This is a genomic window from Rhizobium sp. S96, assembly GCF_030382195.1.
In the GTDB taxonomy this organism is placed as follows: domain Bacteria; phylum Pseudomonadota; class Alphaproteobacteria; order Rhizobiales; family Rhizobiaceae; genus Rhizobium.
Genome location: NZ_JAUDRY010000037.1, coordinates 109,975 through 136,581 on the forward strand (window position 1 = coordinate 109,975; position 26,607 = coordinate 136,581).

Consider the following 26,607-nt stretch of genomic DNA (forward strand, 5'->3'; position numbering starts at 1 on the left):
GGGAACCCGCCTTAACTCACCCATAAAGTATTCGCAGAACGAAAGGAAATGCCTGCGCGCTTTCGCCTCACTGATTCGCGCCAAACAGAAGAAGAAAACTGATGACCAATGACAGCTCGGCCGGACAGATCATCATCCTGAACGGTGCACCGCGTAGCGGGAAATCCTCGATTGCCAAGGCGATCCAGGAGCAATTCGAAGGCCCGTGGATGAACCTCGGCGTCGATACCTACAACGGCATGACGCCGGAACGCTACCTGCCGGGCATCGGGCTGCGGCCGGGAGGCGAGCGTCCGGATCTCGAGGAAATTGTGCCGTTCCTCTATGCGGCGCTCTATGAGTCGATCGCCATCCATGCGGGGCTCGGCCTCAACGTCGTTGCCGATCTCGGCCATCATGACGCCTACTCGCAGCCGCTGGGGATTCTGGTGGATTGTGCGCGGCGGCTCGAAGGTTTTCCGGTGCTTTTCGTCGGTGTGAAATGTCCGATCGAGGTCATCATGCAACGTCGCGAGATCGTGGTTCCCGGCCGCGAAGCCCTCTATGTAAAAGCGGACGGCAACGGCGCCATTCCAGCGCCTGTCCAGCTTTGGCAAGAGAAGGCGCATATCCCTGGTATCTACGATCTGGAGGTCGACACCTCCGTCCTGACACCGGCGGAATGCGCAGAGGCGATCCGACATCAACTCGACCTCGGCATTCCCGTGCCATCGGCCTTCGAGCGGATCGCCGAGGCCCGGTAACGAGGCAAAGAAAAAGGCGGGTGCCGTGGCACCCGCCTTTTCAATTCGATGCTGTTTTCGTCAGCCCGCTGCCAGCGGCGCACCCCAGCCGCCCCAGACGTAGATGCTGAAGAACAGGAACAGCCAGACCACGTCAACGAAGTGCCAGTACCAGGCTGCCGCTTCGAAACCGAAGTGCTGCTTCGGCGTGAAGTCGCCGCGGAGCGCGCGGATCAGGCAGACGACCAGGAAGATCGTACCGACCAGAACGTGGAAACCATGGAAGCCGGTCGCCATGAAGAAGGTCGCGCCGTAGATCGAGTTCTTGAACGCGAACGGAGCGTGCGCGTATTCGTAGGCCTGGACGCTCGAGAACAGAAGGCCGAGCAGAACCGTCAGGGTCAGACCCTGGATGAGGCCCTTGCGATCGTTGTGCAGCAGCGCATGGTGCGCCCAGGTGACCGTCGTGCCCGACAGGAGCAGGATCACGGTGTTGTAGATCGGCAGGTGCCAAGGATCGAGAACCTCGATGCCCTTCGGCGGCCACTGACCACCGGTGAAGGCAAGGCGCGATGCCTGGATGGCTTCATGCGGATAGAGGCTTGCATCGAAGTAGGCCCAGAACCAGGCAACGAAGAACATCACTTCCGAAGCGATGAACATGATCATGCCGTAGCGCAGATGCAGCGAGACAACGCGGGTATGCGCGCCCTCGTGTGCTTCCTTCACGGTATCCGACCACCAGCCGAACATGACGTAGAGCACCAGTGCGAGACCGATGAAGAACAGCCACGGATGGGCCCATTCGATGCCGAAGATGTGCAGCGAACCGCCGTTGACGTAGCGCATGAGGCCCACGCCGCCGAACGCCATGATGAAGGCGCCGATCGAGGCCAGCAGCGGCCACGGGCTTGGATCAATAATGTGGTAGTCGTGGTTTTTCTGATGCGCTTCGGCCATCTAAGCTATCCCCGGATCTCTTCCTCTTCGTCCCGGCTTAGCCGGAAACGAACCCTCAATCAAAGTTTCTTTTCAAGCGTCACCGTTCCACCCTCGTTCGAAGCAACAGGCTTCGGACCCTCTTTCGGATAGAACGTATAGGACAAGGTAACCGTATGAATGTCCTTCGATTCAACGGCCTTGGTAATATCCGGGTCGATGTAGAACACGACCGGCATTTCAAGCTTCTCCCCAGGCTTCAACACTGTCTCGTTGAAGCAGAAGCACTGCACCTTGTTGAAATAGGCACCCGCCTCGCCCGGCGTCACGTTGAAGACGGCCTGGCCATAGGCTGGCTTGTCGGACTTGTTCACCGCAACGAAGTTGACCTGGATGGTTTCGCCGATGCGCGGGTTGACCTCACGCTCCACCGGCTTGAATTCCCACTCCAGGCCGGGCGCGACATTGGCGTCGAAGGTGACGCGCATCGTGCGGTCCAGCACGACGTTGGACGCCTGCTCGACGCGCTGGGTCGTGCCGTTATAGCCGGTGACCTGGCAGAAGATGCGATAGAGCGGAACAGCGGCATAGCTCGCAGCACCCATGCCGACCACGAAGGCCAGGCACATGAAAACGACAGCGCCATTATTGCGCGGCTTTCCTGGAGTGCGCTGCGTCTCGCTCATCTTACATGTGCCCCGACGTAAACTTCACGATGGTGATCGCATAGAACAGCACGACGAGACCGGCGAGCACCAATCCCAACGCGACATTGCGGTTGCGGCGCGACTTGCGCTGCGCGTCCGTAAGCTTGACAGTATCGATCAAAGGAAACCTCCCGTGTGCGACACCAACACGGCTGCCAGCCGGTCGAACATCAGCGCGGAGAAAATGGCGAACAGGTAGAAGATCGAGAAAGCAAAGAGCTTTTTCGCGGGCACCATCTTCTCATCGCCATCCGGCATCCGCCAGACGGCGGTGGAACAGTAGATGAAGATGGCGCCAAGGGCGGCAGCGACGAGGCCATAGCCGATGCTTGCAAAGCCGAGAACGGTCGGCAGCACGCCGCAGATGGCTGTCAGGACAGCATAGACGACGATCTGGTTCTTCGTGGTGCGTTCGCCCGATACGTTCGGCAGCATGGGCACGCCAACCGCTTCGTAGTCACCCATCTTGAAGAGCGCGAGCGCCCAGAAATGCGCCGGCGTCCAGAGGAAGATGATCATGAAGAGGACGATGCTTTCGATGGTGACGGTACCGGTGACGCAGGCCCAGCCGATCATCGGAGGAAAGGCGCCGGCAGCGCCGCCGATGACGATGTTCTGCGGCGTCGAGCGCTTCAGCCACATCGTGTAGATCACGGCATAAAAGAAGATCGTGAAAGCGAGGATCGAGGCTGCGAGCCAATTGACGGCGAGCCCGAGGATCGTGACGGCGAAACAGGAAAGAACTAGGCCGAAGGCAAGCGCTTCGCCCGGTGCGATGCGGCCAGCGGGGATCGGACGCTTGGCCGTGCGGGTCATGATGGCGTCGATGTCGGCATCGTACCACATGTTGAGCGCACCAGAGGCGCCGGCGCCGACGGCGATGCAGAGAATAGCGATCAGGCCGATAACCGGATTGATGTGACCGGGTGCTACCACCAGGCCTGCAAATGCCGTGAAGACCACAAGCGACATCACGCGTGGCTTCAGAAGCTCGAAATAATCGCGCGCGCTTGCTTCCGACAGGCGTAAGTCGCTGTCGTGCGCAAGAGCTTTGCGATTGCCGATTACTGTCATTATCTCGTCCTGCAAACTTGAAGGCGACCGCCGCATTCTAACATGCGGCGGTCGCAATTTCTCGCATCTTACTTGATGCGCGGGAGCTGCTCCCACTGGTGGTATGGCGGCGGCGAAGACAGCTGCCATTCGAGCGTCGTGGCGCCCTGGCCCCAGGGATTGTCACCTGCAACGCGCTTCTTAGCCAAGGCTTCGAAAACGCAAACCAGGAAGATCAACACGCCGAAAGCCGAGATGTAGGAGCCGACGGAGGAAACGTAGTTCCAGCCAGCAAACGCATCCGGATAGTCGATGTAGCGACGCGGCATGCCTGCGAGGCCGAGGAAGTGCTGCGGGAAGAACACCAGGTTGACGCCGATGAACATGACCCAGAAATGCAGCTTGCCCAGGAACTCGTTGTACATGTAGCCGGTCATCTTCGGGAACCAGTAGTACCAGCCGGCGAAGATGGCGAACACGGCGCCGAGCGACAGAACGTAGTGGAAGTGAGCCACGACGTAGTAGGTGTCATGCAGCGAGCGGTCGAGGCCGGCGTTTGCGAGCTGAACGCCCGTGACGCCGCCAACGGTGAACAGGAAGATGAAGCCAATCGCCCAGATCATCGGCGTGCGGAAGCTGATCGAGCCACCCCACATTGTCGCGATCCAGGAGAAGATCTTCACGCCCGTCGGAACGGCGATGACCATCGTTGCGAACACGAAGTAGCGCTGTGCGTCGAGCGACAGACCGACCGTGTACATGTGGTGAGCCCAGACGACGAAGCCGACGGCACCGATCGCGACCATGGCGTAAGCCATGCCGAGGTAGCCGAAGATCGGCTTGCGCGAGAACGTCGAGATGATGTGGCTGACGATGCCAAAGCCGGGCAGGATCAGGATGTACACTTCAGGGTGACCGAAGAACCAGAACAGGTGCTGGTAGAGGATCGGGTCGCCGCCGCCTTCCGGCACGAAGAAGGACGTACCGAAGTTGCGGTCGGTCAGCATCATGGTGATGGCGCCGGCGAGAACCGGGAGCGACAGCAGGAGCAGGAAGGCGGTGATCAGAACCGACCAGGCAAACAGCGGCATCTTGTGCAGCGTCATGCCAGGAGCGCGCATGTTCAGGATCGTGGTGATGAAGTTGATCGCACCGAGGATCGAGGACGCACCCGCAATGTGGAGCGCGAAGATCGCAAGGTCGACAGCCGGGCCTGGCGTACCGGAACTCGACAGCGGCGGATACATCGTCCAGCCGCCACCTGCGCCGTAAGCACCGGCAGGACCTTCGACGAACATCGACATGATGAGCAGAAGGAAGGCCGGAACGATCAGCCAGAAGGAAATGTTGTTCAGACGCGGGAACGCCATGTCAGGCGCACCGATCATGATCGGCACCATCCAGTTGGCGAAGCCACCGATCATCGCCGGCATGACCATGAAGAAGATCATGATCAGCGCGTGCGCTGTGGTGAACATGTTGAACATCTGCTTGGCGCCGTCGATGGCGGCGTCGCCTTCATAGCCGTAAACCATGGCTGCCAGACCGTGGAAGATCTGGATGCCCGGCTCCTGCAGCTCCATGCGCATGGCAACGGAGAGCGCGCCGCCGATGATGCCGGCGATGATCGCGAAGATCAGGTAGAGCGTGCCGATATCCTTGTGGTTCGTCGAAAAGAACCAGCGATTGATGAAGCTCGGCTTGTGCGAGTGGTCGTGGTGATGATCGTCATGGGCGTGTGCGCCGTGATCGTGATCATGCGAATGATCGTGTGCGGAAGGTCCAGCCATAGTCCCGTTCCCTCTTCCCTTACTGTGCGACGTTTTCGGCAACATCAACGGTCTTTGCAGGACCATCGGTTGCGGCCATGAGTGCCTTGTAGGCTCCGGGTAGATCAGCGGCGGCTGCTGTCAGCCACTGCTTGTACTTGTCCTCGGAGACGACGCGGATGGCGATCGGCATGAACGCATGATCCTTGCCGCAGAGTTCGGAACACTGGCCGTAGAACAGGCCTTCGCGCTCTGCCTTGAACCAGGTTTCGTTCAGACGGCCGGGGACGGCGTCGATCTTCACGCCGAAGGACGGCATGGCGAATGCGTGGATAACGTCGGTCGGAGCCGCGGTCACGAGGACGCGGACCGTCTTGTTGACAGGCAGAACCAGTTCGTTGTCGACAGTCAGGAGGCGCGGATAGATCGCCTTGTCTTCCTTGCCGGCGGCTGCGCGGTCGGCATCCTTGAGCAGGAAGGAATCGAATGCCAGCGGGTTTTCGCCCGTTCCTTCGTATTCGTAGTTCCACTGCCACTGCGTCGCGGTCGCCTTGATCGTGACGTCAGGATTTTCCGGCAGCGTCAGCTGCGCGGTGAGCAGGTTGAACGACGGCACGGCGAGAAACAGCAATACGAGGACCGGTCCCACGGTCCATGCAATTTCGATCAGCGTGTTGTGGCTCGTCTTGGAAGGTACCGGGTTCGCGCTAGCGCGAAACTTCAGACAGACGACGATAAGAAGGAGCAAAACAAAGAGCGTGATCGGAACGATAAACCACAGGGTATATTGCTCAAACCAATGAATGTCCCGCATGATGGGCGTGGCCGCCGGCTGCAATGTTGCCTGCCACGGCTGTGGCTGGTCGGCATAACTGCCGGAAGCAAAAAGCAGACAGACCAGCGCGGTCAGAGCTGCATAAGCCTTCTTAATCACGTTAATATCTCCCTCGAGCGCTGATCTGCGCAAAATACGCGCAGAATCCTTGCCATCTTCTGCGCTTCAAACCACAGTTTGGCATCCGCCGCAACAGGCCAAAGCATTTGTCTATGCGGCATTTTTGCCTGAAGACGAATTCCCCCAAGCATACCGAAACGTTCCATCTTTTTGGCAATGATACGGAAAATGCTGTGACAGACCATCCAGCGGCACCAACATTCTTCGACAAACGTCCCATTTCCGCCGTAGTCCCCGGCTTTTCAGCGGGTGGGGCTTTTCATTTTGCATGGCGGGCCCCAACTTAGCGGCACTGATTCGAATTGCAGAGGTTTTCATGGGTTTCCGTTCCCTCGCACGGCCGGTTGTGCTGACAGCGTGCATTGCGGCAGCAGCGATTGCTCCCGCTTTCGCCCAACAGCAACCTGCGCCCGCGCAGCCTGCCCCCGCCGCACCTGCGACGCAGGCCGCACCCGGGCAGACGCAACCGCAGGCGCCTGGCACTGTGAAGTCCAACCACGGTGCATGGTCTGTCGTGTGCGACAAGCCGGCCGGCGCTTCGACCGAGCAGTGCGCGCTGATGCAGAACGTGATCGCCGAAGACCGGCCGGAAGTCGGCCTTTCCGTCGTCGTGCTAAAGACCGCCGACCGCAAGTCGAAGATCCTGCGCGTGCTCGCACCCCTCGGAGTGCTGTTGCCGAACGGCCTAGGCCTCAATGTCGATGGCAAGGATATCGGTCGCGCCTATTTCGTCCGCTGCTTCGCTGACGGCTGCTATGCCGAAGTCGTGCTCGAGGACGAACTGCTGAAAACCTTCCGCAGCGGCGCCAGCGCCACCTTCATCGTCTTCCAGACGCCCGAAGAAGGAATCGGCATCCCCGTCGATCTCAAGGGTTTTGCCGAAGGCTACGACGCCCTCCCCTGATCCTCTCGATTTCGGGACTTGCTCGAACCGTCCACCGGACCTACATCGGCTGAAAGCATTCCTGCTGCAGCGGAGCATAAAGACATGAATACCGATCTCCTGACGCTTTTCGACGCCGACGAAGCGAAGATGCGTTCGCTCGTGGCCGAAGCATTGTCCGGCGCTGACGACGGGGAACTCTTCATCGAGCATGCCCAAGCGGAATCGCTGATGTTCGACAACGGTCGCCTCAAGGGCGGCAGCTTCAACACCGAGCAGGGTTTTGGCCTGCGCGCGGTGGCCGGCGAAGCGGTCGGCTACGCGCATGCGGGCGATCTTTCCGTTTCGGCGCTGAAGCGCGCAGCCGACGCGGTCGGCGCGGTGACGCGCGGCTATTCCGGCAGCTATGCCGCGGCACCGCAAGGCACAAACAAGAAGCTCTACAGCGACGAGAACCCGATCGGCTCCCCGACCTTCGAGGAGAAGGTCAAGGTCCTGCAGGACATCGACGCATACCTGCGCGGCAAGGACGACAAGGTGCGGCAGGTCACGGCCTCGGTCGCCGCCAGCTGGCAGGTCGTCGACATCCTGCGCGCCGATGGTCATCGCGTCCGCGATATCCGCCCAATGACGCGCATCAACATCTCCGTCATGGTTGGCGAAGGCGATCGGCAGGAAACCGGCTCCTATGGCAGCGGCGGTCGCATCGGTTTCGGTGATTTCATCGCCGAGGGCAGCTGGCAGTACGGCGCCGACGAGGCGCTGCGCCAGGCGCTCGTGAACCTCGAGGCCATCGAAGCCCCGGCCGGCACGATGGACGTTGTGCTTGGCTCGGGCTGGCCCGGCGTCATGCTGCACGAAGCGGTCGGCCACGGCCTGGAAGGTGACTTCAATCGCAAGAAGACGTCGGCTTTTGCCGGCCTGCTCGGCCAGATGGTTGCGGCTCCTGGAGTGACCGTCGTTGACGACGGCACGATCGACAATCGCCGCGGCTCCATCACCATCGATGATGAAGGCACGCCCTCGGCCTACAACGTGCTGATCGAGGACGGCAAGCTGGTCGGCTACATGCAGGACCGGCAGAATGCGCGCCTGATGGGTATGAGACCAACCGGCAACGGTCGTCGCCAGGGCTACGCCCACGTCCCGATGCCACGCATGACGAACACCTACATGCTCGGCGGCGACAAATCGCCGGACGAAATCATCTCGTCGGTGAAGAAGGGCATCTATGCCGTTTCCTTCGGCGGCGGCCAGGTCGACATTACGTCCGGCAAGTTCGTGTTCGGCTGCACCGAGGCCTATCTGATCGAAAATGGCAAGATCGGCCCCGCGGTCAAGGGCGCGATGCTTATCGGCAACGGCCCGGACGCGATGAAGCGCATTTCCATGATCGGCAACGATACCAAGCTCGACACCGGCATCGGCAATTGCGGCAAGGCCGGCCAGTGGGTTCCTGTCGGCGTCGGACAGCCGCACCTCAGGATGGATCAGGTCACCGTCGGTGGTACTAAGGCGTAAGACGGCCCTCCCCTGATGACAGATATTCGCGTTCGCCCCTTCGTGCCGTCAGACAAGGACGGCGTGATCTCGACAATTCTTCCGATCCAGAGCGAGGAGTTCGGGATCGCGATCACGGCCGCCGACCAGCCGGACCTCGCGGCCATTCCTGATTTCTACCAGTCGGGCAAGGGCCAGTTCTGGGTGGCGACCTCAGGCGAGACCGTGGTCGGCACGATCGGCCTCAAGGATATCGGCAACGACCAGGCAGCACTTCGCAAGATGTTCGTGGCGGCGGATTTTCGCGGCCGCGAACGCGGGGTGGCCACGGCGCTCTTGGCCGCGCTGGTGCGGCACGCCGAGACGCAGGGGCTTGCCGACATCTATCTCGGGACGACAGACAAGTTTCTCGCCGCGCATCGCTTCTACGAGAAGAACGGCTTCGTAGAAGTCGAGAAGAGCGCACTGCCGCCAAGCTTCCCTATCATGGCCGTCGACAGCAAATTCTACAGGCTGCGCATCCGCTCCACCTGAAGATCAGAGAGATTCATCCAGGGAAAACCGCCACTTGCGCTTGATCGCCGCGGCGAGATCGAGATCGTTGCGGTGCGCGAAGAGCAGGATATGGCCGAGCACATCGGCGGCTTCATCTTCGAGGTCGCGGGCCATGTCCTCGCCGGAACGCCCCTTGGGCCGCCCTCGTCCTCTTACCCGGTTCCAGGCCTGGGTCAGTTCCCCCATCTCTTCCTGAAGCTTCAGCAGGAACCAGTCGGCATCGCGGGTGATGCCGTTTTCTCCGGCATAGGCACTCGAGGCCCGTTCGAACTTTAGGGTAAGATCATCCAGCATCATGTTCTCCTTTCGTTTACGTAGGAGAACCCTGATTCAGCGGCAATGTCCAGTCGGATGGGTTAGCGGTTCAGCCGTGGTCGGGCAGCAGCATGCAGTCGTAGGAGCGCTTCTTCAGTGCATCGCAGGCCGAGGTCGCCGCGTCGCGGCTCGGGAAGCCGATAAAGCGGGCGCGATAAACCTTGTTGGCGCCCTTGCCGACGGCTTCCGTGAAGGGGTTGGCCGACTTCAGCGCGGCGCCGCCTTCGGACTTGGCCTGGGCAAGAAGCGCGCGGGCGGCTTCGTCGCTCGGGGCGGCGGAGATCTGGATCTGCCAGTCGCCGGTCGATGCGACTGATCCGAGCGACTTTGCGGAGGGGGCACGCTTGGCAGACGGTGTCACGGCGTCAAGTGCCGACGGACGCTCCTGCGGAACGGTGTCGCCGAGATAGCCGAGCGCCTGCGGTGCAAGCTCGCTGCGGGCAATCTCCGGCGCGGCCGGGGCGACATTCGCGACGCGCGGCGCCGTGGCAGGCAACGGCAAATCGCTGTCATCAGCGGCGGATGCGACTTCCACCGGCTGGCGCGCATTGACGCTGGCCACCAGCTTGGCGCTGCCGGCAGAGGAAGCGCGGCCGAGATACTTGTCGAGAAGGCCAGCCATCTTGTCGTCGCGGCTGCGGGCGGTGCGACCGCCGAGCACTACGCCGACGACACGCCGGTTGCCGTCCTTGACGGCGCTGACCAGATTGAAGCCGGAGGCGTTGGTATAGCCGGTCTTGATGCCGTCCATGCCCTGGTAGCGATACATGAGATTGTTGTGGCCCCGGATCGTCCGACCACGGAAATTGAAGCTCACGGTCGAGAAGAGACGGTATTCGTTCGGGTAGTTCTTCATCAATGCAACGGCGAGCGTGGACATGTCACGGGCCGTCGTGATCTGCCGGTTGTCAGGCAGGCCGGAGGCGTTGACGAAGACGGTGCGGCTCATTCCGAGCTGGCGTGCCTTCGCGGTCATCATGCGTGCGAAATTGCTTTCCGATCCACCAAGCTTCTCGCCCATCGCCGCGGCCGCATCGTTGGCGGACTTGGTGATCATGCCGAGGATCGCTTCACGCACGGTGATCGACGTGCCTGCCCGCGCGCCGAGCTTGGTCGGCGGCCGTGAAGCGGCATACTTCGACATGACGATCGGTGTATCCCAGGTCATCTTTCCGCGGTTGATCGCTTCGAAGGCCATGTAGATTGTCATCATCTTCGTCAGCGACGCAGGATGGTTCAGCACGTCGGCATTTTCAGCGGAGAGAACCTTGCCGGTTCTGGCATCGAGGATCAGGGAGGCGCTGCCTGCCATCGCCGACAGAGGCGCCACGACGACGAGCGTCGCGGTCATAATCGCGGCCAACAGCTTATTCATGCACTTCCCCTCAAAGATCGAACGACCGGCGCCATTCGGATTGTCCCGTTCCGCTACAGAAGGCGCCTATTTGGAGCGACTTTGCGGCAACTGATACCATTTTTGTCAAGTTTTATCCTTCATGGTGAAAAAACCGTAAAGCCCACACACGAAATATCGGCGTTCAGTAAGACTTAACCTGGGGATTGGTAGTTTCGCCCTCAAAACGGGAGGCAGGCGACAAAGATGAGAGCGAGCGCGGGAATGCTTGCCAAACGAATCGCCATTACAGGCGGGCTCGAGGCAGCCAACCTGTTGCGTGCGGCGGGGCTGATGCGCGACGCGCGTGGCCGTGGCGCCATCTTCACGCTGCACCATGTCCGCCCGTGCGAAGACCATGCGTTTGCGCCGAACGCGCATCTGGAAATCACCCCTGCCTTCCTCGATGCCGTGTTGCGGCAGCTGAAGAGCGAAGGCTATCGGTTCGTCGCGCTGGACGACGTGCCTGCGTTGTTGGCTGACGCAAAACCGGGCCAGCCATTCGCGGCCTTTACGCTTGATGACGGCTATCGCAACAATCTCGTCTATGCCCTACCCGTCTTCGAGCGACATCAGGCGCCTTTTACCATCTTTGTCGCGAAAGGCCTGGCCGAGCGAACCCACACGATCTGGTGGGAAACCCTGGCAGCACTGCTGCGCAAGGAAGACAAGCTTCCCTTCGACTTCGGCAATGGCAGCGAGATGATCGATCTCGCCACGTCGGTGGCGAAGGCCAGCGCCTTTGCGCGCTTTGCGGAGTATCTGCATCGCAATGATGAAGCGGCAGTGGTCACCGCGATCGATGCACTGGCCGAGAGACACGAGATCGATGCCCGCGAGATCGTCGACGACCTCGTGATGGGACCACCCGAACTCAATCTGCTGGAGGCGAGCCCGCTTGCCTCGCTCGGCGCCCACACCGTCAGCCACAGGGCGGTCTCGCGTCTGTCCGATGCTGATGTTCGGGACGAGATGGCGGTTTCGTGCGACTACGTCGAAACGATCACCGGCAAGCGGCCACTGTCACTGGCCTATCCCTATGGCACCCGCGAGGCCGTCGGCGAGCGCCAGGCCATGATCGCCCGCGACCTCGGCTTCGCGGTCGCCGTCACGACACAGCCCGGTGTCGTGACGCAGCGATCGCTGCAAAACATCGCCTACCTTCCGAGGCTGTCCATCAACGGTCTTTATCAGAAGACGCGTTATATCTCCGGCCTTGCCTCGGGCATCCCGCTGAAGCTCATGGGCAATCGGGGATAGAGGCCAGGTGGTCGGCTATGCGTCGACCTTAAGGATACATCCGCACCTTTGCCCAATCGCCATCCGGCGAGGAGCGACGAAATTCGATGCGGTCGTGCAGACGGAACTTCTGGTCCTTCCAGAATTCGATGGAGACCGGCCGGATCCGGAAGCCGGACCAGTGCGCCGGGCGGGGAATCTCGCCGATCGCATATCGGGCGGTGTATTCGGCTACCGCCTTCTCCAAAGCGAATCGACTTTCGAGCGGTCGCGACTGCTTCGAGGCCCATGCGCCGATGCGGCTGCCGCGCGCGCGGGTCTTGAAATAGGCATCGGCTTCGTCGTCCGTTACGATTTCCACAGGGCCACGCAGCCTTACCTGCCGGCGTAACGTCTTCCAGTGGAAGCACATGGCGGCTTTCTTCTGTCCGAGAATTTCCTGGCCTTTCTGGCTCTCGAAATTCGTGTAAAAGACAAAACCGTCCTGATCGAATCCCTTAAGGAGAACCATGCGGACATTGGGAAGGCCGTCGTTATCGACCGTCGCAAGCGCAACCGCATTCGGGTCATTGATCTCCGATGCTTCCGCCTCTTTCAGCCAGTCGGCAAAAAGATCGAACGGTTCGTTTCGTTCCGTGAAGTCACTGCTTATTAACTCATTTGCCGACATATTAGCTCAAATGCCCCGGGTTTATTCGAGATTTGCCCAGATCTTTACAACTGGACAGGACGCAGGGTGGAAGTCATAGCAAAGTCAGTTCGTCATACAAAGGGCTTGCTGCGTAGAAGCGCGGCCTTCTGCATTGTCGGCATGACGGTGCTCTCTCTCTGCGGCTGCGTGTCGAGCGGGTTCGACATGTTCAGCAGCGCCAAGGTCGACCGTTCGGTCGCCACCGGAACGGTGCCGCAGCCTGCACCCACGAGCGATTCGATTTCCGACGAAATGACCGTCGGAAACGCCGTGACCTCCGCGGACATCCAACGCCTGGAAGGCCGCCCGCTCGCCTGGGCCAACGCCTCGACCGGCAGCGCCGGCGTGATCGACACGATCGTCGAGAACAATGATGCCGGTCAGGTTTGCCGGCAGTTTCGCACCACGCGACATTCCTATGTCGGAATTGCCAAGTTCTACGGCAAGACATGCCTCGTCGGCGGCGGCAACTGGCAGCTCCTGAGCTTCCAGCCGGAAAGCTGATTTCCCGCGTCCTGCGGGACGGGCGCAGGCGCCACTTTGCTTCAAGATTTAGCAAAAGGCTAACCATTCGGCGCAAATCCGTCGAACGGCAATCGGCGAAATAAGGACTGATTAGCAACTTTACCCGACGATCATCTCAATTGGCGCGTTCATTTTCTGCTGGGAAAGCAGGAGGTGGCACACCAGATGAGTTGTATAGGCTTCGGGTGCCCGGCAAGAACAGGGCGCACCGTATCGGACACCGGCGGTTTAAACATGCGCGATCCTTATAAGATCTTGGGCGTCAGGCGCGACGCGGGACAGGATGAAATCAAGGCGGCCTGGCGCAACATGGCCAAGGCGGTTCATCCCGACCACAATCAGGGTGACCCGACGGCGGGCGCGCGCTTTGCCGAAATCGGCCGCGCCTACGACACCTTGAAGGATCCCAAGAAGCGGAGCCTCTTCGACAATGCCGCGCGCATGGCCGAAGCCAAGAGCAACGAAAACACCATCATGCAGCAGCGGCAGGCCGCTCGCGAAGCTGCGGCTCGCGCCAAGGCGGCGCAGGAAAACGCCGAGCGCGTGATGGAAGAGCTTGCCCGCGCTGCCGCCCAGAAGGCTGCAGCCGATGCGGCGAAGCAACAACAGCAGGCCGGCGCTGCCGAACCTGCCGAAGAGATGATCGAACGAATTTTCGGAACGCAGGCTCGCGCCGCAGGTGGCGGTGCTCGAGCCCAGGGCTTCACCGCAGGAAAGCGCCCGGAGCCCGGGACGACAACCACCGAGAAGCCTGCCGATGCCGCGAAGCCAACCGAGGCCGAACAGACGGCGGAAGAGGCAGCAGCCGCCACTTCGGCAATTCTGCAGCCGCTCAGCCTGCTGACATCATTGGTTCGCCGCTTCACCGGCAGCAGCGGCGCCGCCCCTGCCCCCGAAAAGGCGCCCGATCAGATCGTGACCGCGACGGTGACCATCGACGACATCCTGAAAGGCAACTGGGTGAATGTCGACCTCGGCGAAGGCCGGGAAGCCGGTTTCTCGCTGGCGGCGGGTACGACCGAAGGACACCAGGTGCGGCTCAAGGGCCACGGCCACAAGCTCGTCGGCATGCAACGCGGCGACGCGGTGGTGAACATCCATATCGCCACCGACCCCCGCTTTACGGTGGACGGCTTCGACCTTCACACGGTCCTGCCGGTCACGATAGAGAACGCGGTGCTCGGCACCGAAGCTCGCATCGACGGCCCGAATGGTGCGTTGACCGTCACCGTGCCCGCATGGTCGGGATCGGATAAAACGATTAGAATCACCGGTCAGGGGCTCGCAAATGGCGAAGGCGGCAAGGGTGATCTCGTCGTCGAGTTGCGCATAATCCTGTGGGAAAAGCCGGACGACAAGGTCACCGATCTCATGCGCAGCATGAAGAACGGGCTGTTTTTATGAAATTTCGGTGACAAGAGCACCCTTTATTACGCTCCCTAACAGTTGATGATTGCGGCCAATCTTGAACCGCTTAGCAGCCTATGCCATAGGCAGGATCGATCAATTTCCTTAGGGGGCAAAATATGGCTCAGGCATCAGGCCTCATGTCAGGCAAACGCGGCGTCATCATGGGCGTTGCCAACAATCGCTCGATTGCGTGGGGTATTGCCAAAGCTATTCATGCGCAGGGCGGCGAAGTTGCCTTTACATACCAGGGCGACGCCCTGAAGAAGCGCGTCGAGCCGCTTGCAGCAGAGCTTGGCGGCATTCTCGCAGGCCACTGTGATGTCAGCGATGAAGCATCGATCGACGCCGTTTTCGACAATATCGAAAAGGTATGGGGCAAGATCGACTTCATCGTGCACGCCATCGGCTTCTCCGACAAGGACGAACTGACCGGCCGTTACATCGATACGTCGGCGGACAACTTCGCCAAGACCATGCAGATCTCCGTCTTCTCCTTCACCTCGGTTGCACGTCGCGCCGAGAAGCTGATGACGGACGGCGGCTCGATGCTGACGCTGACCTATTACGGTGCCGAGAAGGTCATGCCGAACTACAACGTCATGGGTGTCGCCAAGGCAGCGCTCGAGGCGAGCGTCAAGTATCTGGCCGTCGACCTCGGACCGAAGAACATTCGCGTCAACGCCATTTCGGCAGGCCCGATCAAGACGCTTGCTGCGTCCGGCATCGGCGATTTCCGCTATATCCTGAAGTGGAACGAGTACAACGCGCCGCTGCGCCGTACCGTGACCATCGAAGAAGTGGGCGATGTCGGCCTTTACATGCTCTCGGATCTCTCGCGCTCGGTTACCGGTGAAGTGCACCACGCCGACAGCGGTTATCATGTTATCGGCATGAAGGCGGTGGACGCGCCGGATATTTCCGTCATAAAGGATTGATCGCACTCCTTTACTGCGTCGTGCTCGCGGCCCCTTCTGTTTCGCGCTAGCGATCAGGGGCCGTGCGCAATACGGAGCCGATCTTTGCTTATCTACGTTATTCGACATGGCCAGACCGATTGGAACGCGGAACGCCGCCTCCAGGGGCAGAAGGACATTCCGCTCAATGCCATCGGTCGCGAACAGGCCCGACAGAACGGCATCGACCTTGCCGAAATCCTGAAGGTCGAAGCAATTCCCTTCGATTTCGTTGCCAGCCCGCTCGGGCGCACGCGCACCACCATGGAAATCATGCGCGGCGCGATGAACCTAGCGCCCGCGGACTACCGCACCGACGAACGACTGGTGGAGGTCTCCTTCGGGGACTGGGAAGGCCACACGATCAAGGAATTGAAGGCCACGTCGCGCGACCGGATCACGGAGCGCAATCTCAACAAGTGGGATTTCATTCCGCCCGGAGACGATGCCGAAAGCTACGAAATCATGTCGTGGCGCGTTGCGTCCTGGCTGAATTCCGTCGACCGTCCGACGGTGTGCGTGACGCATGGCGGCGTCATTCGCAGTCTCTTCCGCACGATTGCCGATGTCCCGAAGGACGAAGCGGCGGAAGGCGAAATCCCGCAGGACCGTATCCTGAAGATAGAGACAGCCGACAAGCTGATCGGCTGGATCTGAGCGGCAGTTATTGAACGATATCGAGGTCGTTGATGACGCGCTTGCCGTCGACCTCGGTGTAGAAGACGATGACCTTCACGCCTGCCTTCAACCCCTCGAAATTGAACTCCTCGGGCGCCTGGTAGGTCTTCCCGTCGTCCAGCGTCAGGCTGAGATTGGTCATGTCGACCGTCTTGATCGTCGCCTCGACATCGGCGCTCTCGGCAAAGGAACTGATCGGCGACAGAAAACTCGCTGTGGCCAAAAGCGTAGCAACTACAAACCGCATGACAGCATTCCTCGAAAGCACGACTCAAACATCCAACGGCTCACAGATAATCTCCCGAATATGGCGAAAGTTGCCCTGAAGAGTGACCTTCAACGCCTCATTGGTGAATCGCATTTTAACAATATTCAATAGCAATGCTTAACCACCCCAAAATGCGTCGGCGCAAAGCCAAAGTCATTTTCAACGAAATCGTAAATTAACTCCTTCTACCTAAAGTCTCTTCAGCAAATGGGAGACTGTGTTTTGTTATTCCGCCAGGCCGACGGCAACATGTTGCGGAGCATGTTCAGGAAAACTCGCATATCCCTTCTGGTTTCGGGCATCGTGGCGGCCATCGTCGTCATTGTCGGCATTGCTCTCGACCGAGCCAATACTGAGGCGCATTTGCGCGAACTGAGTATCCGTACAGAAAGCGAAACAAGTCTGATTCGCGCCCGTATCTCCGCGCAGATCAACATGGACGTTACTGTCGTGCGCGACCTCGCCAATATGGTGGCGATCAATTCCGGCGTGAATCTCGAGGAACTGGAGCGCCAGACAAACTGGCTACTCATCCAGAACCCCCATTTCCTGCAGATCGCCATCGCACCGGACTTCACAGTCAGCTCGGTCTTTCCCGCCACGTTCGCGAAAGCGCGCGTTGGAAAGGACGTGCGTGAATTCATGTTCGCCCGCCAATCGGTGGCGCGCAATACCGGCGACCAGCAGGCACGGTTCTACGGTCCTTTCAAGGATTCGGAAGGCACGGATGCCTTTGCGATATTCTTCCCGGTCTTCGTCAAGGAAAACGGCACTCGCCGCGTCTGGGGAGCCGTCGAGGTCGTGATCGACCAGAACATGTTCTACGAGAACACCGGTCTCCGACCGGCACGCAACAGCGAGAACCAGGAAAAGTATCCGCATCTCGACCATCTTTCTCTCGCCGTACGGGACCTCGGGCTTCCATACGCGGGGCAAGCGCCATTCTTCGGCTCGCCGGATATCTTCGCGAAGCAGCCGATGACCCGCAAGATCAGCTTTGCCGGCGGGCGCTGGGAGATCGCCGCGGTGCCGAAGGACGGCTGGAACGCGGTACCCGACAACCAGTTTTCGCTCCGCGTGATCATCCTTGTCGCCGGTTGCGCCACCATAATTCCGGTCTTCTTCGCGACATTGCTGCTGGGTGAGCGCAATCGCAACATCAGGCAGCTCGAGACCCGAGAGGCAACCTTGCTGGAGCTGTCACAGCGGCTCAACCTGGCGCTGGAAACGTCGAACATCGGCATCTGGGAGCTGCACGACCAGGGTCGCGCCCTCTACTGGGATGCCCAGGCTTCCGCCCTTCACGGCAAGGCGCCGCAGGATGGGAGCCACTCGTTGCAGGAATGGCTCGACGCGATCTCACCGGAAGATCGGAGCATTGCGGAAGTTCACCTGCTCAACGACTACGCCAACGGCTCCTCCTACACGGCGCAATACCGCGTCGTCCTCGAGGATGGCAGCGTCCGCCACCTGCGCTCGGTCGGCTCGTCCTATACCGACGGCGACGGCGCCGGCAAAACGATCGGCATCGTGTGGGATGTCACTGTTGACGCCGAGGCCGCAGAGATCCTGCGCCGCGCCAAGGACACCAGCGACATCAAGAACGCTGAGCTGGAACTTGCGCTGGACGAGCTTTCGCACCGCGAGGCGGAGTTGGCGGAGCTGTCGGGCAAGCTCGATCTCGCGCTGGATTCCTATCAATGCGGCATCTGGGAAGCCACGCTTGGCGAGGAAGGCTCCCTCTGGGATGAGCGCATGCATGAGCTGTATGGCCTGGAGCCGCGCACCGGCTTCATGCTCGAACCGACGTGGCTTTCGTGCATCCTGCCCGAAGATCGGGAACTGGCGATCGAGAGTGCGCGTCACTTCCGGCAACTGGGCGATACCCACACGCTTATCTGCCGCGTGCCGACAGAAGATGGCGGTGTCCGCTACGTCCGCTCCACCGGCAAGGTCCACCAGACGCCGAGCGGGCAGCTGAAGATCATCGGCGTCGCCTTCGACGTGACCGAAGACGCCTTGATGACGGCACAGCTGAAGGCGGCGAAAGACGACGCCATCGCCAAAAACCGGGAACTGGAGCTCGCCAAGAGCCGGATCGAGCACAATTCGCTTCACGATCCCCTGACCGCGCTGGCCAATCGTCGCAAGCTCGATATCGCGCTCGAAGGGCTGACCGCCGATGGCCGGGGCACGCGCCAGAAGTTCGCCATCCTTCACATCGACCTGGATCGCTTCAAGGAGATCAACGATACCCTTGGCCACGCAGCGGGCGATGCGATGCTTATTCACGCATCCAGGGTTCTATCGAGAAACCTGAGGGCAGACGACATCGTTGCCCGTATCGGCGGCGACGAGTTCGTCATCCTTGCGCAGAACACCAGCGACATGGAAATGGCCGCACTCGCGGGACGGATCATCGAGGAGATGCGCCAGCCGATCGATTTCCAGGGCTTCGCCTGCCGTTGCGGCGTTTCGATCGGTATCGCGCTCGCCAACGGCCTCCATGTCGATGCGCGCAAGGTGCTCATCAATGCCGACATCGCGCTCTATCGAGCCAAGAGCCAGGGCAGGAACCGCTACGAGTTCTTCAACCACAATCTCCAGGCCGATATCATCAACAACAAGCGGATGGCCGACGAGATCCTGTCCGGTATCGAGAATCACGAATTCACGGCCTGGTACCAGCCGCAGTTCTGCGCACGCACGATGCGCCTGACCGGCGTCGAGGCGCTGGTACGCTGGCACCATCCGACCAAGGGCATCCTGACGCCCGACAAGTTCCTGAAGATCGCCGACGAGATCAATGTCGTGCAGGCGCTTGACCGCATCGTGCTGGAGAAGGCGCTTCACGACAAGATGCTGTGGGCCGCACGCGGCATCGTCATTCCTAAGGTATCGGTCAACGTCTCGGCGCGGCGGCTGCACGACGAGAACCTCGTACACTCCCTGCGAAGCCTGCAGATCCAGCCCGGCGAGATTTCCTTCGAACTCGTGGAATCGATCTTCCTCGACGAGAGCGAGGACGTCGCTGCCGACAATCTCGAACGCATCAAGGCGCTGGGCATCGATATCGAGATCGACGATTTCGGCACCGGCCATACCTCGATCGTCAGCCTTCTGAAACTGAAGCCGAAGCGGCTGAAGATCGACCGGCAGCTCGTACAGCCGATCATGAGTTCCCCGCAGGAGCGCGCCCTCGTCAGTTCCATCATCGACATCGCCCGTTCGCTCGGCGTTGAAACGATTGCCGAAGGGGTCGAGACGGCGGGACATGCGAACCTGCTGCTTGAGCTCGGCTGCGACCTGCTGCAGGGTTATGCATTCTCGCGGCCCTTGTCCTTCGAAGACTTCACGGCCGCGGCCACCGCAACCTCCTGGCGGCTTGCGTCGTAACCCGTCGTTCGCAATCCGAGGAGACAGCATTTCCCCCGGACAGCCGTTTTGCGCAAAGAAAGCCGTTTGCCGTCGCGGCTTTTTGGCCTATGAGTGTCGCGCTTTTCAAAGAAAGGCGCGCCCGGTGACGGCCGGCGCGCGATCCGGTCGGAACATATGTCGCACAATACATTCGGTCACCTTTTCCGCGTAACCACCTGGGGCGAAAGCCACGGCCCTGCCCTCGGCTGCGTTGTCGACGGCTGCCCTCCCGGACTCCGTTTCAAGCTCGAAGAGCTGCAGGTATGGCTGGACAAGCGCAAGCCCGGCCAGTCCCGTTTCGTGACGCAGCGGCGCGAGGACGATCTCGTCAAGGTTCTCTCCGGCGTGATGCTGGATGCAAACGGCGAGACGATGATCACGACCGGCACACCGATCTCGATGATGATCGAGAACACGGACCAGCGCTCCAAGGATTACGGCGAAATCGCCCGCCAGTACCGCCCCGGCCATGCCGACTATACGTACGACGTAAAGTACGGCATCCGCGACTATCGTGGTGGCGGTCGCTCGTCCGCCCGCGAGACGGCCGCCCGCGTCGCCGCCGGCGGTATTGCCCGCCTGGTCGTGCCCGGAGTGACAGTGCGCGGCGCGCTGGTACAGATCGGCAAGCACAAGATCAATCGCCAGAACTGGGATTGGGAACAGGTCGGCAAGAACCCGTTCTTCGCGCCGGATGCCGACATCGTTCCGGTCTGGGAAGAGTATCTCGATGGTATCCGCAAGAACGGCTCCTCGATCGGCGCCGTCGTCGAGGTTGTGGCCGAAGGCGTTCCCGCAGGTCTCGGCGCGCCGATCTACGGCAAGCTCGACCAGGATATCGCCTCGCTTCTGATGTCGATCAACGCCGTCAAGGGCGTGGAAATCGGCAACGGCTTTGAAGCCGCCGAAATCACCGGCGAGGAAAATGCCGACGAAATGCGCATGGGCAACGACGGCAAGCCGTTGTTCCTGTCCAACCATGCCGGCGGCATTCTCGGAGGCATTTCGACCGGGCAGCCGGTCATTGCCCGTTTTGCCATCAAGCCGACATCATCGATCCTGACGGAACGCCAGTCGATCGATGCGGACGGCAAGAACGTCGATATTCGCACCAAGGGTCGTCATGACCCGTGCGTCGGCATTCGCGCCGTGCCGATCGGCGAGGCCATGGTCGCCTGCGCCATCGCCGACCACTACCTTCGTGACCGCGGCCAGACCGGCCGCTTGAAATAGGAACCGATCAATGTCCTACGATCAGAAGCGCGTCGTGGACGCGATCAGAGCCTTCGAAGCCGGTGAGATCGTCGTTGTCATGGACGATAATGATCGTGAAAACGAAGGCGACCTCATCGTCGCGGCGGTGCATTGCACGCCTGAGAAGATGGCTTTCATCGTTCGCCACACCTCCGGTATCGTCTGCACGCCGATGCCGAAGGAAGAGGCAAAGCGCCTGAACCTCAATGCCATGGTGGCGGAGAACGACTCCGCGCACACCACGGCATTCACCGTCAGCGTCGATTTCAAGCATGGAACGACGACCGGCATCTCCGCCGATGATCGGACGCTTACGGTTCGCAACCTCGCCAACCCGAATGTCGGCGCCGCCGATTTTGTCCGCCCCGGGCACATCTTCCCGCTCGTGTCCCGCGAAGGCGGTGTTCTCATGCGCTCCGGCCACACCGAGGCCGCCGTCGATCTCTGCCGGCTGGCCGGTCTGCCCCCGGTCGGCGTCATCAGCGAGCTGGTCAACGACGACGGTACGGTCACGCGTGGCCCGCAAGTCGTCGATTTCGCCGCACAGCACGGGCTGAAGCTCGTTTCGGTTGCCGACCTCATCGCCTATCGCCAGCGCAAGGAGACGCTGATCGAACTCGGAACGAGCTTCGACATCGAAACCCCGTTCGGCAAGGCCAAGGCACATACCTATTCCCTGCCCTGGGATCCGATGCAGCATCTCGCCGTCGTCTTCGGCGACATCCGGGACGGGATCGACATTCCCGTGCGCCTGCATCCTGAAAGCGTTGCCGAAGACATCTTCGGCAACCGTCGTCCTGTCGATCACTACATGAAGCGAATTGCCGAGGAAGGTCGCGGCATCATCGTCTATCTCCGCGAAGGCTCGGTTGGCGTCGGTCACCACGACAACGGCCGGAAGGCGCGCTCGCAGGGTCGCGAAGAGCACGCCGAAGCCCAGAGCCGCGAAAGCGAATGGCTGGAAATCGGTCTCGGCGCACAGATCCTCAAGGATCTTGGCGTCTCGTCGATCAAGCTGCTCACCAGCCGCGAACGCCACTACGTCGGCCTCGAAGGCTTTGGCATCAAGATCGCCAAGACCGAGATTTATTGAGGCGAGACACTCGGACCGGCGGTGCCGACAAGCAGCCGGCTCCGGTCTATCAGGCCGCGATTCGCTTGAAGCGTCCGCGGACGTTTTCGAGGTAGTATTGCCCCGGCGATTGCGAGGTGACCATGGCGATCACCTCGGATTCGGCAACGCCTTCGAACTGCCGCTCCTGGCCATTGCTCAGGCAGACGCGAAGCCGGCCATCCTCCTGGCTGAAATAGACGGCGTCGATCAGCGTCGATTTCACCGTCAACGGCTCCATCTTTGCCTCACGTCCAGCGCGGGTGATGATCGTGGCGGCGCGCGCATCGCGCCGCTTGCGCAGCAAGGCCCTCACTTCACGGCGAAGGCTGTTTAGCGCCGTCCGAACGGCGAATTTGATGGCTCGTGTGTTCATGACGCCATCGTACGCAGCCGGGCCTTAAGAAGTTCAAGACAAGCATAGTAAACCCGTCTCAACGTTAACGCTCTGTAATTGCGTTGATATTTCGTAAAATGCCGTCTAGCTTCAGGCCTCGATCAGCCCTGCCAGCCGTCCATCAGCACGACCTCATTGACGCCGGCGAACCTGGCCAATCGGTCGAGCTCGGCATGCAGCTTTTCGATACGGCCTGTCGACGGCCGCACGCCCGGTTCCAGCCACAACCGCTTGACGTCTAGGACGCCGCGCTTGCGGTCCGCCTTCATGTCGATGCGGCCAATCAGACGATCGCCTTCCAGCAGCGGAAAGACGTAGTAGCCGTATTCGCGCTTCGGCTCCGGTACGAAAATCTCGATACGGTAAAAGAAGCCGAAGAGGCGCTCGGTGCGATTGCGGTCGCGGATCATCGGATCGAACGGGCTGAGGACGCGGATACGCGGCGGTGCGGCTGGCGCAGCCTCCAGCTCCGCATGCAGGTCTGTGAATGCCCAGGATGGCCGCGGCTTGCCGCCCAAGGCAGGCTCGATCAGCACCTCCGTCAATTCGTCGCGATGTGCCGCGACCCAGGCTTTCGCTTCGTCAGAGGAGAGCAGATCCCAGAAGGCCGCGATCTCGCCATGCGTTGCAAAGCCCAGCCGCGCCAACGCGCTCCGACAAGCCCAATCGATGAACTCCTCGCTGCTCACCTCTGGCTCATGGAATTCGGCCGGTATGACGCGCTCGACGAGGTCGTAGATCTTTTGGAAGTTCGACCGACCGGCGATCGCGAACTTACCGGTGTGCCAGTAATATTCGAGCGCGGTCTTGTTGGGATGCCAGTTCCACCAACCGCCGGAAACGTGTCCGTCCGCCTTGATGTCGCGGGCAAGGATGGCGCCGTTTGCGACAACGCGCTCGTAGGTTTCGTCGAACGCGTGCTCGAAGCCTTCACCCTGCCATTTGCGCCAGCGCTCGATCAGCACCTTCTCCTGTCGCCGGAACTTGTGCTTCCAATACTTGAAGAATGCGCTCGGCAGGATCGAGGCGTCGTGCGTCCAGTGCTCGAACAGCGCGCCGTCCTTTTCCAGAAGCGCCGTCAGATGCTCGCGCTTGTAGGTCTGATTGCGGGAAAACAGGATCTGGTGGTGCGCGCGTTCGACCGTCTGGATACTGTCGACCTGCACGAAACCGATATCCTCGATCAGTTTCAACAGCCCTGGTTTGGTCAAGGCCGTCTTCGGTGGCGCGCTCAATCCCTGTTTGGCGAGAAAGACACGGCGGGCATCGGAATTCGAAATGAGTTTCGTCATACCAAGCACATTAATCCGGAAAATGTTCCTAGCCACCCGTTATGTACGATGGCCGTTGCGAGAGGAAAGATGGATCAGGTGCTGCCGTCAACCGCATTTTTCGGCTTTCAATGCGCCCCTTTCATTTATAGAACGGCCTTGAATGTAAGGGGGCAGGCTTGAATATCCGCTTCGAAGGCGCTGGCGTCACCTATGGCGCGCGCGTTGCACTGCATCCGCTGACGCTTGAATTGACCGAAAGCCGCATTGGCATCATCGGGCTCAACGGCTCCGGCAAGACGACGTTTGCGCGTCTCGTCAATGGCCTGACCAAGCCGACTGCCGGGCGCGTCTGCGTCAACGGGCGCTATACGGCGGATGAAAAAGCCGTCCTCACCGATGTCGGCTTCATCTTCCAGTCACCCCAGAACCAGATCATTCTGCCGATCGTGCGTGATGACATCGCGTTCGGGCTGAAAAGCCGTGGCTTCCCGAAAGCCGAGATCGAGGCCAGGGTCGAAAGCGTGCTGCAGCGTTTCAGCGCGACGCACCTTGCCGATCGGCGCGCGCACGAGCTGTCCGGCGGCGAACTGCAGATCGCCGCGCTCTGCTCCGTCCTGGCAACCGGCCCTGAGATCCTCATTCTCGACGAACCCACCAATCAGCTCGATCTCAGGAATCGCGGTCTGGTGCAAAACCTGATCGACAGCCTGCCCGAGAGCGCGATTGTCATCACCCACGATCTCGATCTCGTGGCGACCTATCCACGCGTGCTGGTGTTCCACGAGGCAAGGCTCGTGGCCGACGAGCCGGCTGCCGCCGCGATCCGCCGGTACAGGGAGATCGTCGGCTGATGCAATCGCTTTTCGTCGAAGGCAGCAGCGTCATGCATCGGCTTCCAGCACGATTGAAGCTGATTGTGCTTGCAGCCCTTGGCGTCGTTCTCTTTACGACGACGAGCATTCCGCCGCTCGTTCTCGCGGTCATCGCGACGGCTGCGATCTACTTCAGTGCCGGCGGCCCGCTTCGCCAGGCGCTTGCACGGTTGAAGCCGGTGTTCCTGACGATCCTCATCGTCGCGGTCTTCAGCCTTGCCTTCAACCCATGGCACGCCGCGATCGTTTCCCTGTTGCGGCTGACGTCGCTGATGCTCTTTGCGGCCAGCGTGACCGCAACCACGACCATCACCCAGTTCATCGACGAGATCACCGCGCTCGCCCGTCCTCTCGAGCGTGTGCGTCTGGTCCGCGCCGATGACGTGGGTCTGGCCGTCGGCCTAGTTGTCCGGTTCGTGCCCGATATCGTCAACCGCTACCAGGCGATCCGCGAGGCGCATGCAGCGCGCGGCATCAAGATGAAGCCGACAACCATACTGGTCCCGCTGATCATTCTGACGCTGCGAGATGCGGATAACATCGCGGCGGCGATTGACGCCCGCGGCGTTCGGCGGCATGTCAATTAGCAGTTCGTCAATTTGGAGTCGTTCATGAGCACTCGCGACCTCGTCCTCAGCGCCCTCTTCGCCGCGATCATCGTGGCTCTCGGCATGTTGCCGCCGATCACGCTCGGCTTCATTCCCGTACCGATCACCGCCCAATCGCTCGGCGTGATGATGGCCGGCGTGGTGCTGGGCGCGCGCCGGGGTACGATCGCCGTGCTGATCGTGCTGGTTCTGGTGGCGATCGGGCTGCCCGTTCTGTCCGGCGGTCGCGGCGGTCTGGCCGCCTTTGCCGCGCCGACGACCGGCTTCCTGATCGGATGGGTCCTGGCGGCTTTCACCACCGGCTACCTCAGCGAACGGCTCGTGCAGGCCGAACAGGGTGCGACGCGCCAGACTGTCGGCTTCTTCCTGGCCGCAATGATCGGCGGCATCGTCGTTCTCTATGCCTGCGGCATCATCTATCTCGCGCTTGTGGCAAAGATCGGCTTCAGCGCCGCCTTCTTCGGCTCGATGGCCTTCATCCCGGGTGACGTCCTCAAGGCCTTCGTCGCCGCCCTCGTCGGTCGCGCGGTATTGGCAGGCTATCCACTGCTGCCGGTCAGAAGCTAATCGATGAAGCTATAAAGCCAGTCGCGCGTCTCCTCGGGAATAGGAACCGGGGAGCGATCTTCCGGCGCCTGCGCCTGCCAGATGATTTCGACCTCGGCGGCGCGCTCGCCGCCTGCATCGGCCGCGATCTTGAAGCCGGCGGAACGGACGCCGATCTTGTCGACGGAGGCGGTGAAGACGACCTTTTCGTCATAGTGCAGTGGACGGTGAAGGATACAGGTCACCTTGCTGGCAACGTAGAGCGGCTCGTCCGCCAGCTTGGGGCGGGACAACCAGAAAATCGCCAGCACAGACTCCGCATGCGAGATATAGGACCCCAGAAACATCTGGCCGTTCATATCCACATCGCGAAACGGAACATGCATGTGCACGGTATTCGAGCGCGTCGTCGAGTTCATGTTGCCGAAATCTCCCCCTGCCGCGACAGTAATGCCGGGATAAGGTGAAGTAAACGCGACGATACGAGGTAGGCGGGATCGCGCGACTGTTGAAATCCTGCGGTGCCGCGCCATCTGCTGTAGAACGCGACGGGACCGATCGATACAGTAGAAA

The 26,607-nt window shown here is 60.7% G+C and carries 28 protein-coding genes; 15 read left to right on the forward strand and 13 right to left on the reverse strand.

From position 1 onward, the window contains the following. Positions 1-101 precede the first annotated feature (101 nt). Positions 102-743, forward strand: coding sequence for a chloramphenicol phosphotransferase CPT family protein (locus QTL94_RS25410; protein ID WP_289803443.1), 642 nt, complete (start codon positions 102-104; stop codon positions 741-743). Positions 744-803: 60 nt separating this feature from the next. On the opposite strand, the gene QTL94_RS25415 is transcribed toward QTL94_RS25410, so the two are convergent. From QTL94_RS25415 to coxB, 6 genes are all read right to left on the reverse strand, one after another. Further along, complete coding sequence (locus tag QTL94_RS25415; RefSeq protein ID WP_289803444.1) at positions 804-1,682, reverse strand: cytochrome c oxidase subunit 3; 879 nt, start codon at positions 1,680-1,682, stop codon at positions 804-806. 59 nt (positions 1,683-1,741) lie between these two features. Then, complete coding sequence (locus tag QTL94_RS25420; protein ID WP_065689730.1) at positions 1,742-2,347, reverse strand: cytochrome c oxidase assembly protein; 606 nt, start codon at positions 2,345-2,347, stop codon at positions 1,742-1,744. Between the two features lies 1 nt (position 2,348). Continuing rightward, the gene (locus QTL94_RS25425) at positions 2,349-2,486 is read right to left on the reverse strand and encodes a cytochrome c oxidase system small membrane protein (protein WP_502944191.1); all 138 of its coding nucleotides are present in this window, start codon (positions 2,484-2,486) and stop codon (positions 2,349-2,351) included. Further along, positions 2,486-3,442 carry a heme o synthase gene (locus QTL94_RS25430; protein WP_289803445.1) on the reverse strand — a complete coding sequence of 319 codons (957 nt, stop codon included), beginning with the start codon at positions 3,440-3,442 and terminating at the stop codon, positions 2,486-2,488. Before QTL94_RS25430 ends, QTL94_RS25425 begins: the two co-directional genes overlap by 1 nt. Before the next feature lie 68 nt (positions 3,443-3,510). Beyond that, entirely contained in the window at positions 3,511-5,211 is a 1,701-nt protein-coding gene (ctaD, locus tag QTL94_RS25435; protein WP_065689728.1) for a cytochrome c oxidase subunit I, read from the reverse strand. Between the two features lie 19 nt (positions 5,212-5,230). Further along, a complete protein-coding gene (coxB, locus tag QTL94_RS25440) occupies positions 5,231-6,124 on the reverse strand; it encodes a cytochrome c oxidase subunit II (protein WP_065689727.1) in 894 nt (297 codons plus the stop codon). Positions 6,125-6,461: 337 nt separating this feature from the next. Here coxB and QTL94_RS25445 point away from each other — a divergent pair, with 337 nt between their 5' ends. The 3 genes from QTL94_RS25445 to QTL94_RS25455 all read left to right on the forward strand — a co-directional run bounded on the left by QTL94_RS25445 (position 6,462) and on the right by QTL94_RS25455 (position 9,062). Continuing rightward, positions 6,462-7,049: an invasion associated locus B family protein gene (locus QTL94_RS25445; protein ID WP_065689725.1), complete on the forward strand. Its 588-nt coding sequence runs from the start codon at positions 6,462-6,464 to the stop codon at positions 7,047-7,049. An 84-nt stretch (positions 7,050-7,133) separates the two neighbouring features. After that, complete coding sequence (gene tldD / locus QTL94_RS25450) at positions 7,134-8,549, forward strand: metalloprotease TldD (protein ID WP_289803446.1); 1,416 nt, start codon at positions 7,134-7,136, stop codon at positions 8,547-8,549. A gap of 15 nt (positions 8,550-8,564) precedes the next feature. Next, positions 8,565-9,062, forward strand: coding sequence for a GNAT family N-acetyltransferase (locus QTL94_RS25455; protein WP_289803447.1), 498 nt, complete (start codon positions 8,565-8,567; stop codon positions 9,060-9,062). Positions 9,063-9,065: 3 nt separating this feature from the next. Here the strand turns inward: QTL94_RS25455 and QTL94_RS25460 are convergent, their stop codons facing one another. Together QTL94_RS25460 and QTL94_RS25465 are read right to left on the reverse strand one after the other, a co-directional pair. Continuing rightward, positions 9,066-9,377: a nucleoside triphosphate pyrophosphohydrolase family protein gene (locus QTL94_RS25460; protein ID WP_289803448.1), complete on the reverse strand. Its 312-nt coding sequence runs from the start codon at positions 9,375-9,377 to the stop codon at positions 9,066-9,068. A 70-nt stretch (positions 9,378-9,447) separates the two neighbouring features. Beyond that, on the reverse strand, positions 9,448-10,773 hold the full coding sequence (locus QTL94_RS25465; RefSeq protein ID WP_289803449.1) for a D-alanyl-D-alanine carboxypeptidase family protein: 1,326 nt from the start codon (positions 10,771-10,773) through the stop codon (positions 9,448-9,450). 225 nt (positions 10,774-10,998) lie between these two features. Here QTL94_RS25465 and QTL94_RS25470 point away from each other — a divergent pair, with 225 nt between their 5' ends. Continuing rightward, entirely contained in the window at positions 10,999-12,051 is a 1,053-nt protein-coding gene (locus QTL94_RS25470) for a polysaccharide deacetylase family protein (RefSeq protein ID WP_502944184.1), read from the forward strand. 28 nt (positions 12,052-12,079) lie between these two features. Here QTL94_RS25470 and pdxH read toward each other — a convergent pair whose 3' ends face one another. Next, a complete protein-coding gene (pdxH, locus tag QTL94_RS25475; RefSeq protein ID WP_113524304.1) occupies positions 12,080-12,700 on the reverse strand; it encodes a pyridoxamine 5'-phosphate oxidase in 621 nt (206 codons plus the stop codon). A 66-nt stretch (positions 12,701-12,766) separates the two neighbouring features. Between pdxH and QTL94_RS25480 the strand changes: the two genes are divergently transcribed. The 4 genes from QTL94_RS25480 (at position 12,767) to QTL94_RS25495 (ending at position 16,266) form a co-directional block, all read left to right on the forward strand. Next, positions 12,767-13,225, forward strand: coding sequence for an RT0821/Lpp0805 family surface protein (locus QTL94_RS25480; RefSeq protein WP_289803451.1), 459 nt, complete (start codon positions 12,767-12,769; stop codon positions 13,223-13,225). A 255-nt stretch (positions 13,226-13,480) separates the two neighbouring features. Beyond that, positions 13,481-14,650 carry a DnaJ C-terminal domain-containing protein gene (locus QTL94_RS25485; protein ID WP_289803452.1) on the forward strand — a complete coding sequence of 390 codons (1,170 nt, stop codon included), beginning with the start codon at positions 13,481-13,483 and terminating at the stop codon, positions 14,648-14,650. A 122-nt stretch (positions 14,651-14,772) separates the two neighbouring features. Further along, the gene (gene fabI / locus QTL94_RS25490; RefSeq protein ID WP_065689716.1) at positions 14,773-15,591 is read left to right on the forward strand and encodes an enoyl-ACP reductase FabI; all 819 of its coding nucleotides are present in this window, start codon (positions 14,773-14,775) and stop codon (positions 15,589-15,591) included. An 84-nt stretch (positions 15,592-15,675) separates the two neighbouring features. Beyond that, on the forward strand, positions 15,676-16,266 hold the full coding sequence (locus QTL94_RS25495; RefSeq protein ID WP_289803453.1) for a histidine phosphatase family protein: 591 nt from the start codon (positions 15,676-15,678) through the stop codon (positions 16,264-16,266). A 7-nt stretch (positions 16,267-16,273) separates the two neighbouring features. Here QTL94_RS25495 and QTL94_RS25500 read toward each other — a convergent pair whose 3' ends face one another. Further along, positions 16,274-16,534 carry a DUF1344 domain-containing protein gene (locus QTL94_RS25500; protein ID WP_065689714.1) on the reverse strand — a complete coding sequence of 87 codons (261 nt, stop codon included), beginning with the start codon at positions 16,532-16,534 and terminating at the stop codon, positions 16,274-16,276. A 282-nt stretch (positions 16,535-16,816) separates the two neighbouring features. On the opposite strand from QTL94_RS25500, the gene QTL94_RS25505 reads away from it, so the two are divergent. The 3 genes from QTL94_RS25505 (at position 16,817) to ribB (ending at position 22,319) form a co-directional block, all read left to right on the forward strand. Continuing rightward, a complete protein-coding gene (locus tag QTL94_RS25505) occupies positions 16,817-19,951 on the forward strand; it encodes a bifunctional diguanylate cyclase/phosphodiesterase (protein WP_502944185.1) in 3,135 nt (1,044 codons plus the stop codon). Between the two features lie 156 nt (positions 19,952-20,107). Next, positions 20,108-21,205 (forward strand): chorismate synthase, encoded by a 1,098-nt coding sequence (aroC, locus tag QTL94_RS25510; RefSeq protein WP_289803455.1) that lies wholly within the window; start codon positions 20,108-20,110, stop codon positions 21,203-21,205. Between the two features lie 10 nt (positions 21,206-21,215). Next, the gene (gene ribB, locus QTL94_RS25515) at positions 21,216-22,319 is read left to right on the forward strand and encodes a 3,4-dihydroxy-2-butanone-4-phosphate synthase (protein ID WP_065689711.1); all 1,104 of its coding nucleotides are present in this window, start codon (positions 21,216-21,218) and stop codon (positions 22,317-22,319) included. A gap of 49 nt (positions 22,320-22,368) precedes the next feature. Here the strand turns inward: ribB and QTL94_RS28510 are convergent, their stop codons facing one another. Next, on the reverse strand, positions 22,369-22,713 hold the full coding sequence (locus tag QTL94_RS28510) for a KTSC domain-containing protein (RefSeq protein WP_083199255.1): 345 nt from the start codon (positions 22,711-22,713) through the stop codon (positions 22,369-22,371). Between the two features lie 122 nt (positions 22,714-22,835). Next, positions 22,836-24,026: a winged helix-turn-helix domain-containing protein gene (locus QTL94_RS25525; protein WP_289803456.1), complete on the reverse strand. Its 1,191-nt coding sequence runs from the start codon at positions 24,024-24,026 to the stop codon at positions 22,836-22,838. A 158-nt stretch (positions 24,027-24,184) separates the two neighbouring features. Between QTL94_RS25525 and QTL94_RS25530 the strand changes: the two genes are divergently transcribed. The 3 genes from QTL94_RS25530 to QTL94_RS25540 are packed head-to-tail and all read left to right on the forward strand — an operon-like array spanning position 24,185 to position 26,055. After that, on the forward strand, positions 24,185-24,859 hold the full coding sequence (locus tag QTL94_RS25530; RefSeq protein WP_289803457.1) for an energy-coupling factor ABC transporter ATP-binding protein: 675 nt from the start codon (positions 24,185-24,187) through the stop codon (positions 24,857-24,859). Further along, positions 24,859-25,467 (forward strand): energy-coupling factor transporter transmembrane component T family protein, encoded by a 609-nt coding sequence (locus tag QTL94_RS25535; protein WP_065689708.1) that lies wholly within the window; start codon positions 24,859-24,861, stop codon positions 25,465-25,467. The genes QTL94_RS25530 and QTL94_RS25535 overlap by 1 nt, the downstream gene beginning before the upstream one ends. A gap of 24 nt (positions 25,468-25,491) precedes the next feature. Next, positions 25,492-26,055 carry a biotin transporter BioY gene (locus QTL94_RS25540; protein ID WP_289803458.1) on the forward strand — a complete coding sequence of 188 codons (564 nt, stop codon included), beginning with the start codon at positions 25,492-25,494 and terminating at the stop codon, positions 26,053-26,055. On the opposite strand, the gene QTL94_RS25545 is transcribed toward QTL94_RS25540, so the two are convergent. Further along, positions 26,052-26,453 (reverse strand): acyl-CoA thioesterase, encoded by a 402-nt coding sequence (locus QTL94_RS25545; protein ID WP_065689706.1) that lies wholly within the window; start codon positions 26,451-26,453, stop codon positions 26,052-26,054. The genes QTL94_RS25540 and QTL94_RS25545 overlap by 4 nt on opposite strands. Positions 26,454-26,607: the final 154 nt, after the last annotated feature.

Bases quoted from the DNA above. Each gene is read 5' to 3' on its own strand.
- QTL94_RS25415 (WP_289803444.1), bottom strand. From the start codon at position 1,682: ATGGCCGAAGCGCATCAGAAAAACCACGACTACCACATTATTGATCCA.
- ctaD (WP_065689728.1), bottom strand. From the start codon at position 5,211: ATGGCTGGACCTTCCGCACACGATCATTCGCATGATCACGATCACGGC.
- QTL94_RS25485 (WP_289803452.1), top strand. From the start codon at position 13,481: ATGCGCGATCCTTATAAGATCTTGGGCGTCAGGCGCGACGCGGGACAG.
- fabI (WP_065689716.1), top strand. From the start codon at position 14,773: ATGGCTCAGGCATCAGGCCTCATGTCAGGCAAACGCGGCGTCATCATG.
- QTL94_RS25420 (WP_065689730.1), bottom strand. From the start codon at position 2,347: ATGAGCGAGACGCAGCGCACTCCAGGAAAGCCGCGCAATAATGGCGCT.
- QTL94_RS25540 (WP_289803458.1), top strand. From the start codon at position 25,492: ATGAGCACTCGCGACCTCGTCCTCAGCGCCCTCTTCGCCGCGATCATC.
- tldD (WP_289803446.1), top strand. From the start codon at position 7,134: ATGAATACCGATCTCCTGACGCTTTTCGACGCCGACGAAGCGAAGATG.
- QTL94_RS25455 (WP_289803447.1), top strand. From the start codon at position 8,565: ATGACAGATATTCGCGTTCGCCCCTTCGTGCCGTCAGACAAGGACGGC.
- QTL94_RS25505 (WP_502944185.1), top strand. From the start codon at position 16,817: ATGTTCAGGAAAACTCGCATATCCCTTCTGGTTTCGGGCATCGTGGCG.
- QTL94_RS28510 (WP_083199255.1), bottom strand. From the start codon at position 22,713: ATGAACACACGAGCCATCAAATTCGCCGTTCGGACGGCGCTAAACAGC.
- pdxH (WP_113524304.1), bottom strand. From the start codon at position 12,700: ATGTCGGCAAATGAGTTAATAAGCAGTGACTTCACGGAACGAAACGAA.
- QTL94_RS25470 (WP_502944184.1), top strand. From the start codon at position 10,999: ATGAGAGCGAGCGCGGGAATGCTTGCCAAACGAATCGCCATTACAGGC.
- QTL94_RS25430 (WP_289803445.1), bottom strand. From the start codon at position 3,442: ATGACAGTAATCGGCAATCGCAAAGCTCTTGCGCACGACAGCGACTTA.
- QTL94_RS25465 (WP_289803449.1), bottom strand. From the start codon at position 10,773: ATGAATAAGCTGTTGGCCGCGATTATGACCGCGACGCTCGTCGTCGTG.
- QTL94_RS25460 (WP_289803448.1), bottom strand. From the start codon at position 9,377: ATGCTGGATGATCTTACCCTAAAGTTCGAACGGGCCTCGAGTGCCTAT.
- QTL94_RS25500 (WP_065689714.1), bottom strand. From the start codon at position 16,534: ATGCGGTTTGTAGTTGCTACGCTTTTGGCCACAGCGAGTTTTCTGTCG.
- QTL94_RS25545 (WP_065689706.1), bottom strand. From the start codon at position 26,453: ATGAACTCGACGACGCGCTCGAATACCGTGCACATGCATGTTCCGTTT.
- QTL94_RS25410 (WP_289803443.1), top strand. From the start codon at position 102: ATGACCAATGACAGCTCGGCCGGACAGATCATCATCCTGAACGGTGCA.
- ribB (WP_065689711.1), top strand. From the start codon at position 21,216: ATGTCCTACGATCAGAAGCGCGTCGTGGACGCGATCAGAGCCTTCGAA.
- QTL94_RS25525 (WP_289803456.1), bottom strand. From the start codon at position 24,026: ATGACGAAACTCATTTCGAATTCCGATGCCCGCCGTGTCTTTCTCGCC.
- aroC (WP_289803455.1), top strand. From the start codon at position 20,108: ATGTCGCACAATACATTCGGTCACCTTTTCCGCGTAACCACCTGGGGC.
- QTL94_RS25535 (WP_065689708.1), top strand. From the start codon at position 24,859: ATGCAATCGCTTTTCGTCGAAGGCAGCAGCGTCATGCATCGGCTTCCA.
- QTL94_RS25445 (WP_065689725.1), top strand. From the start codon at position 6,462: ATGGGTTTCCGTTCCCTCGCACGGCCGGTTGTGCTGACAGCGTGCATT.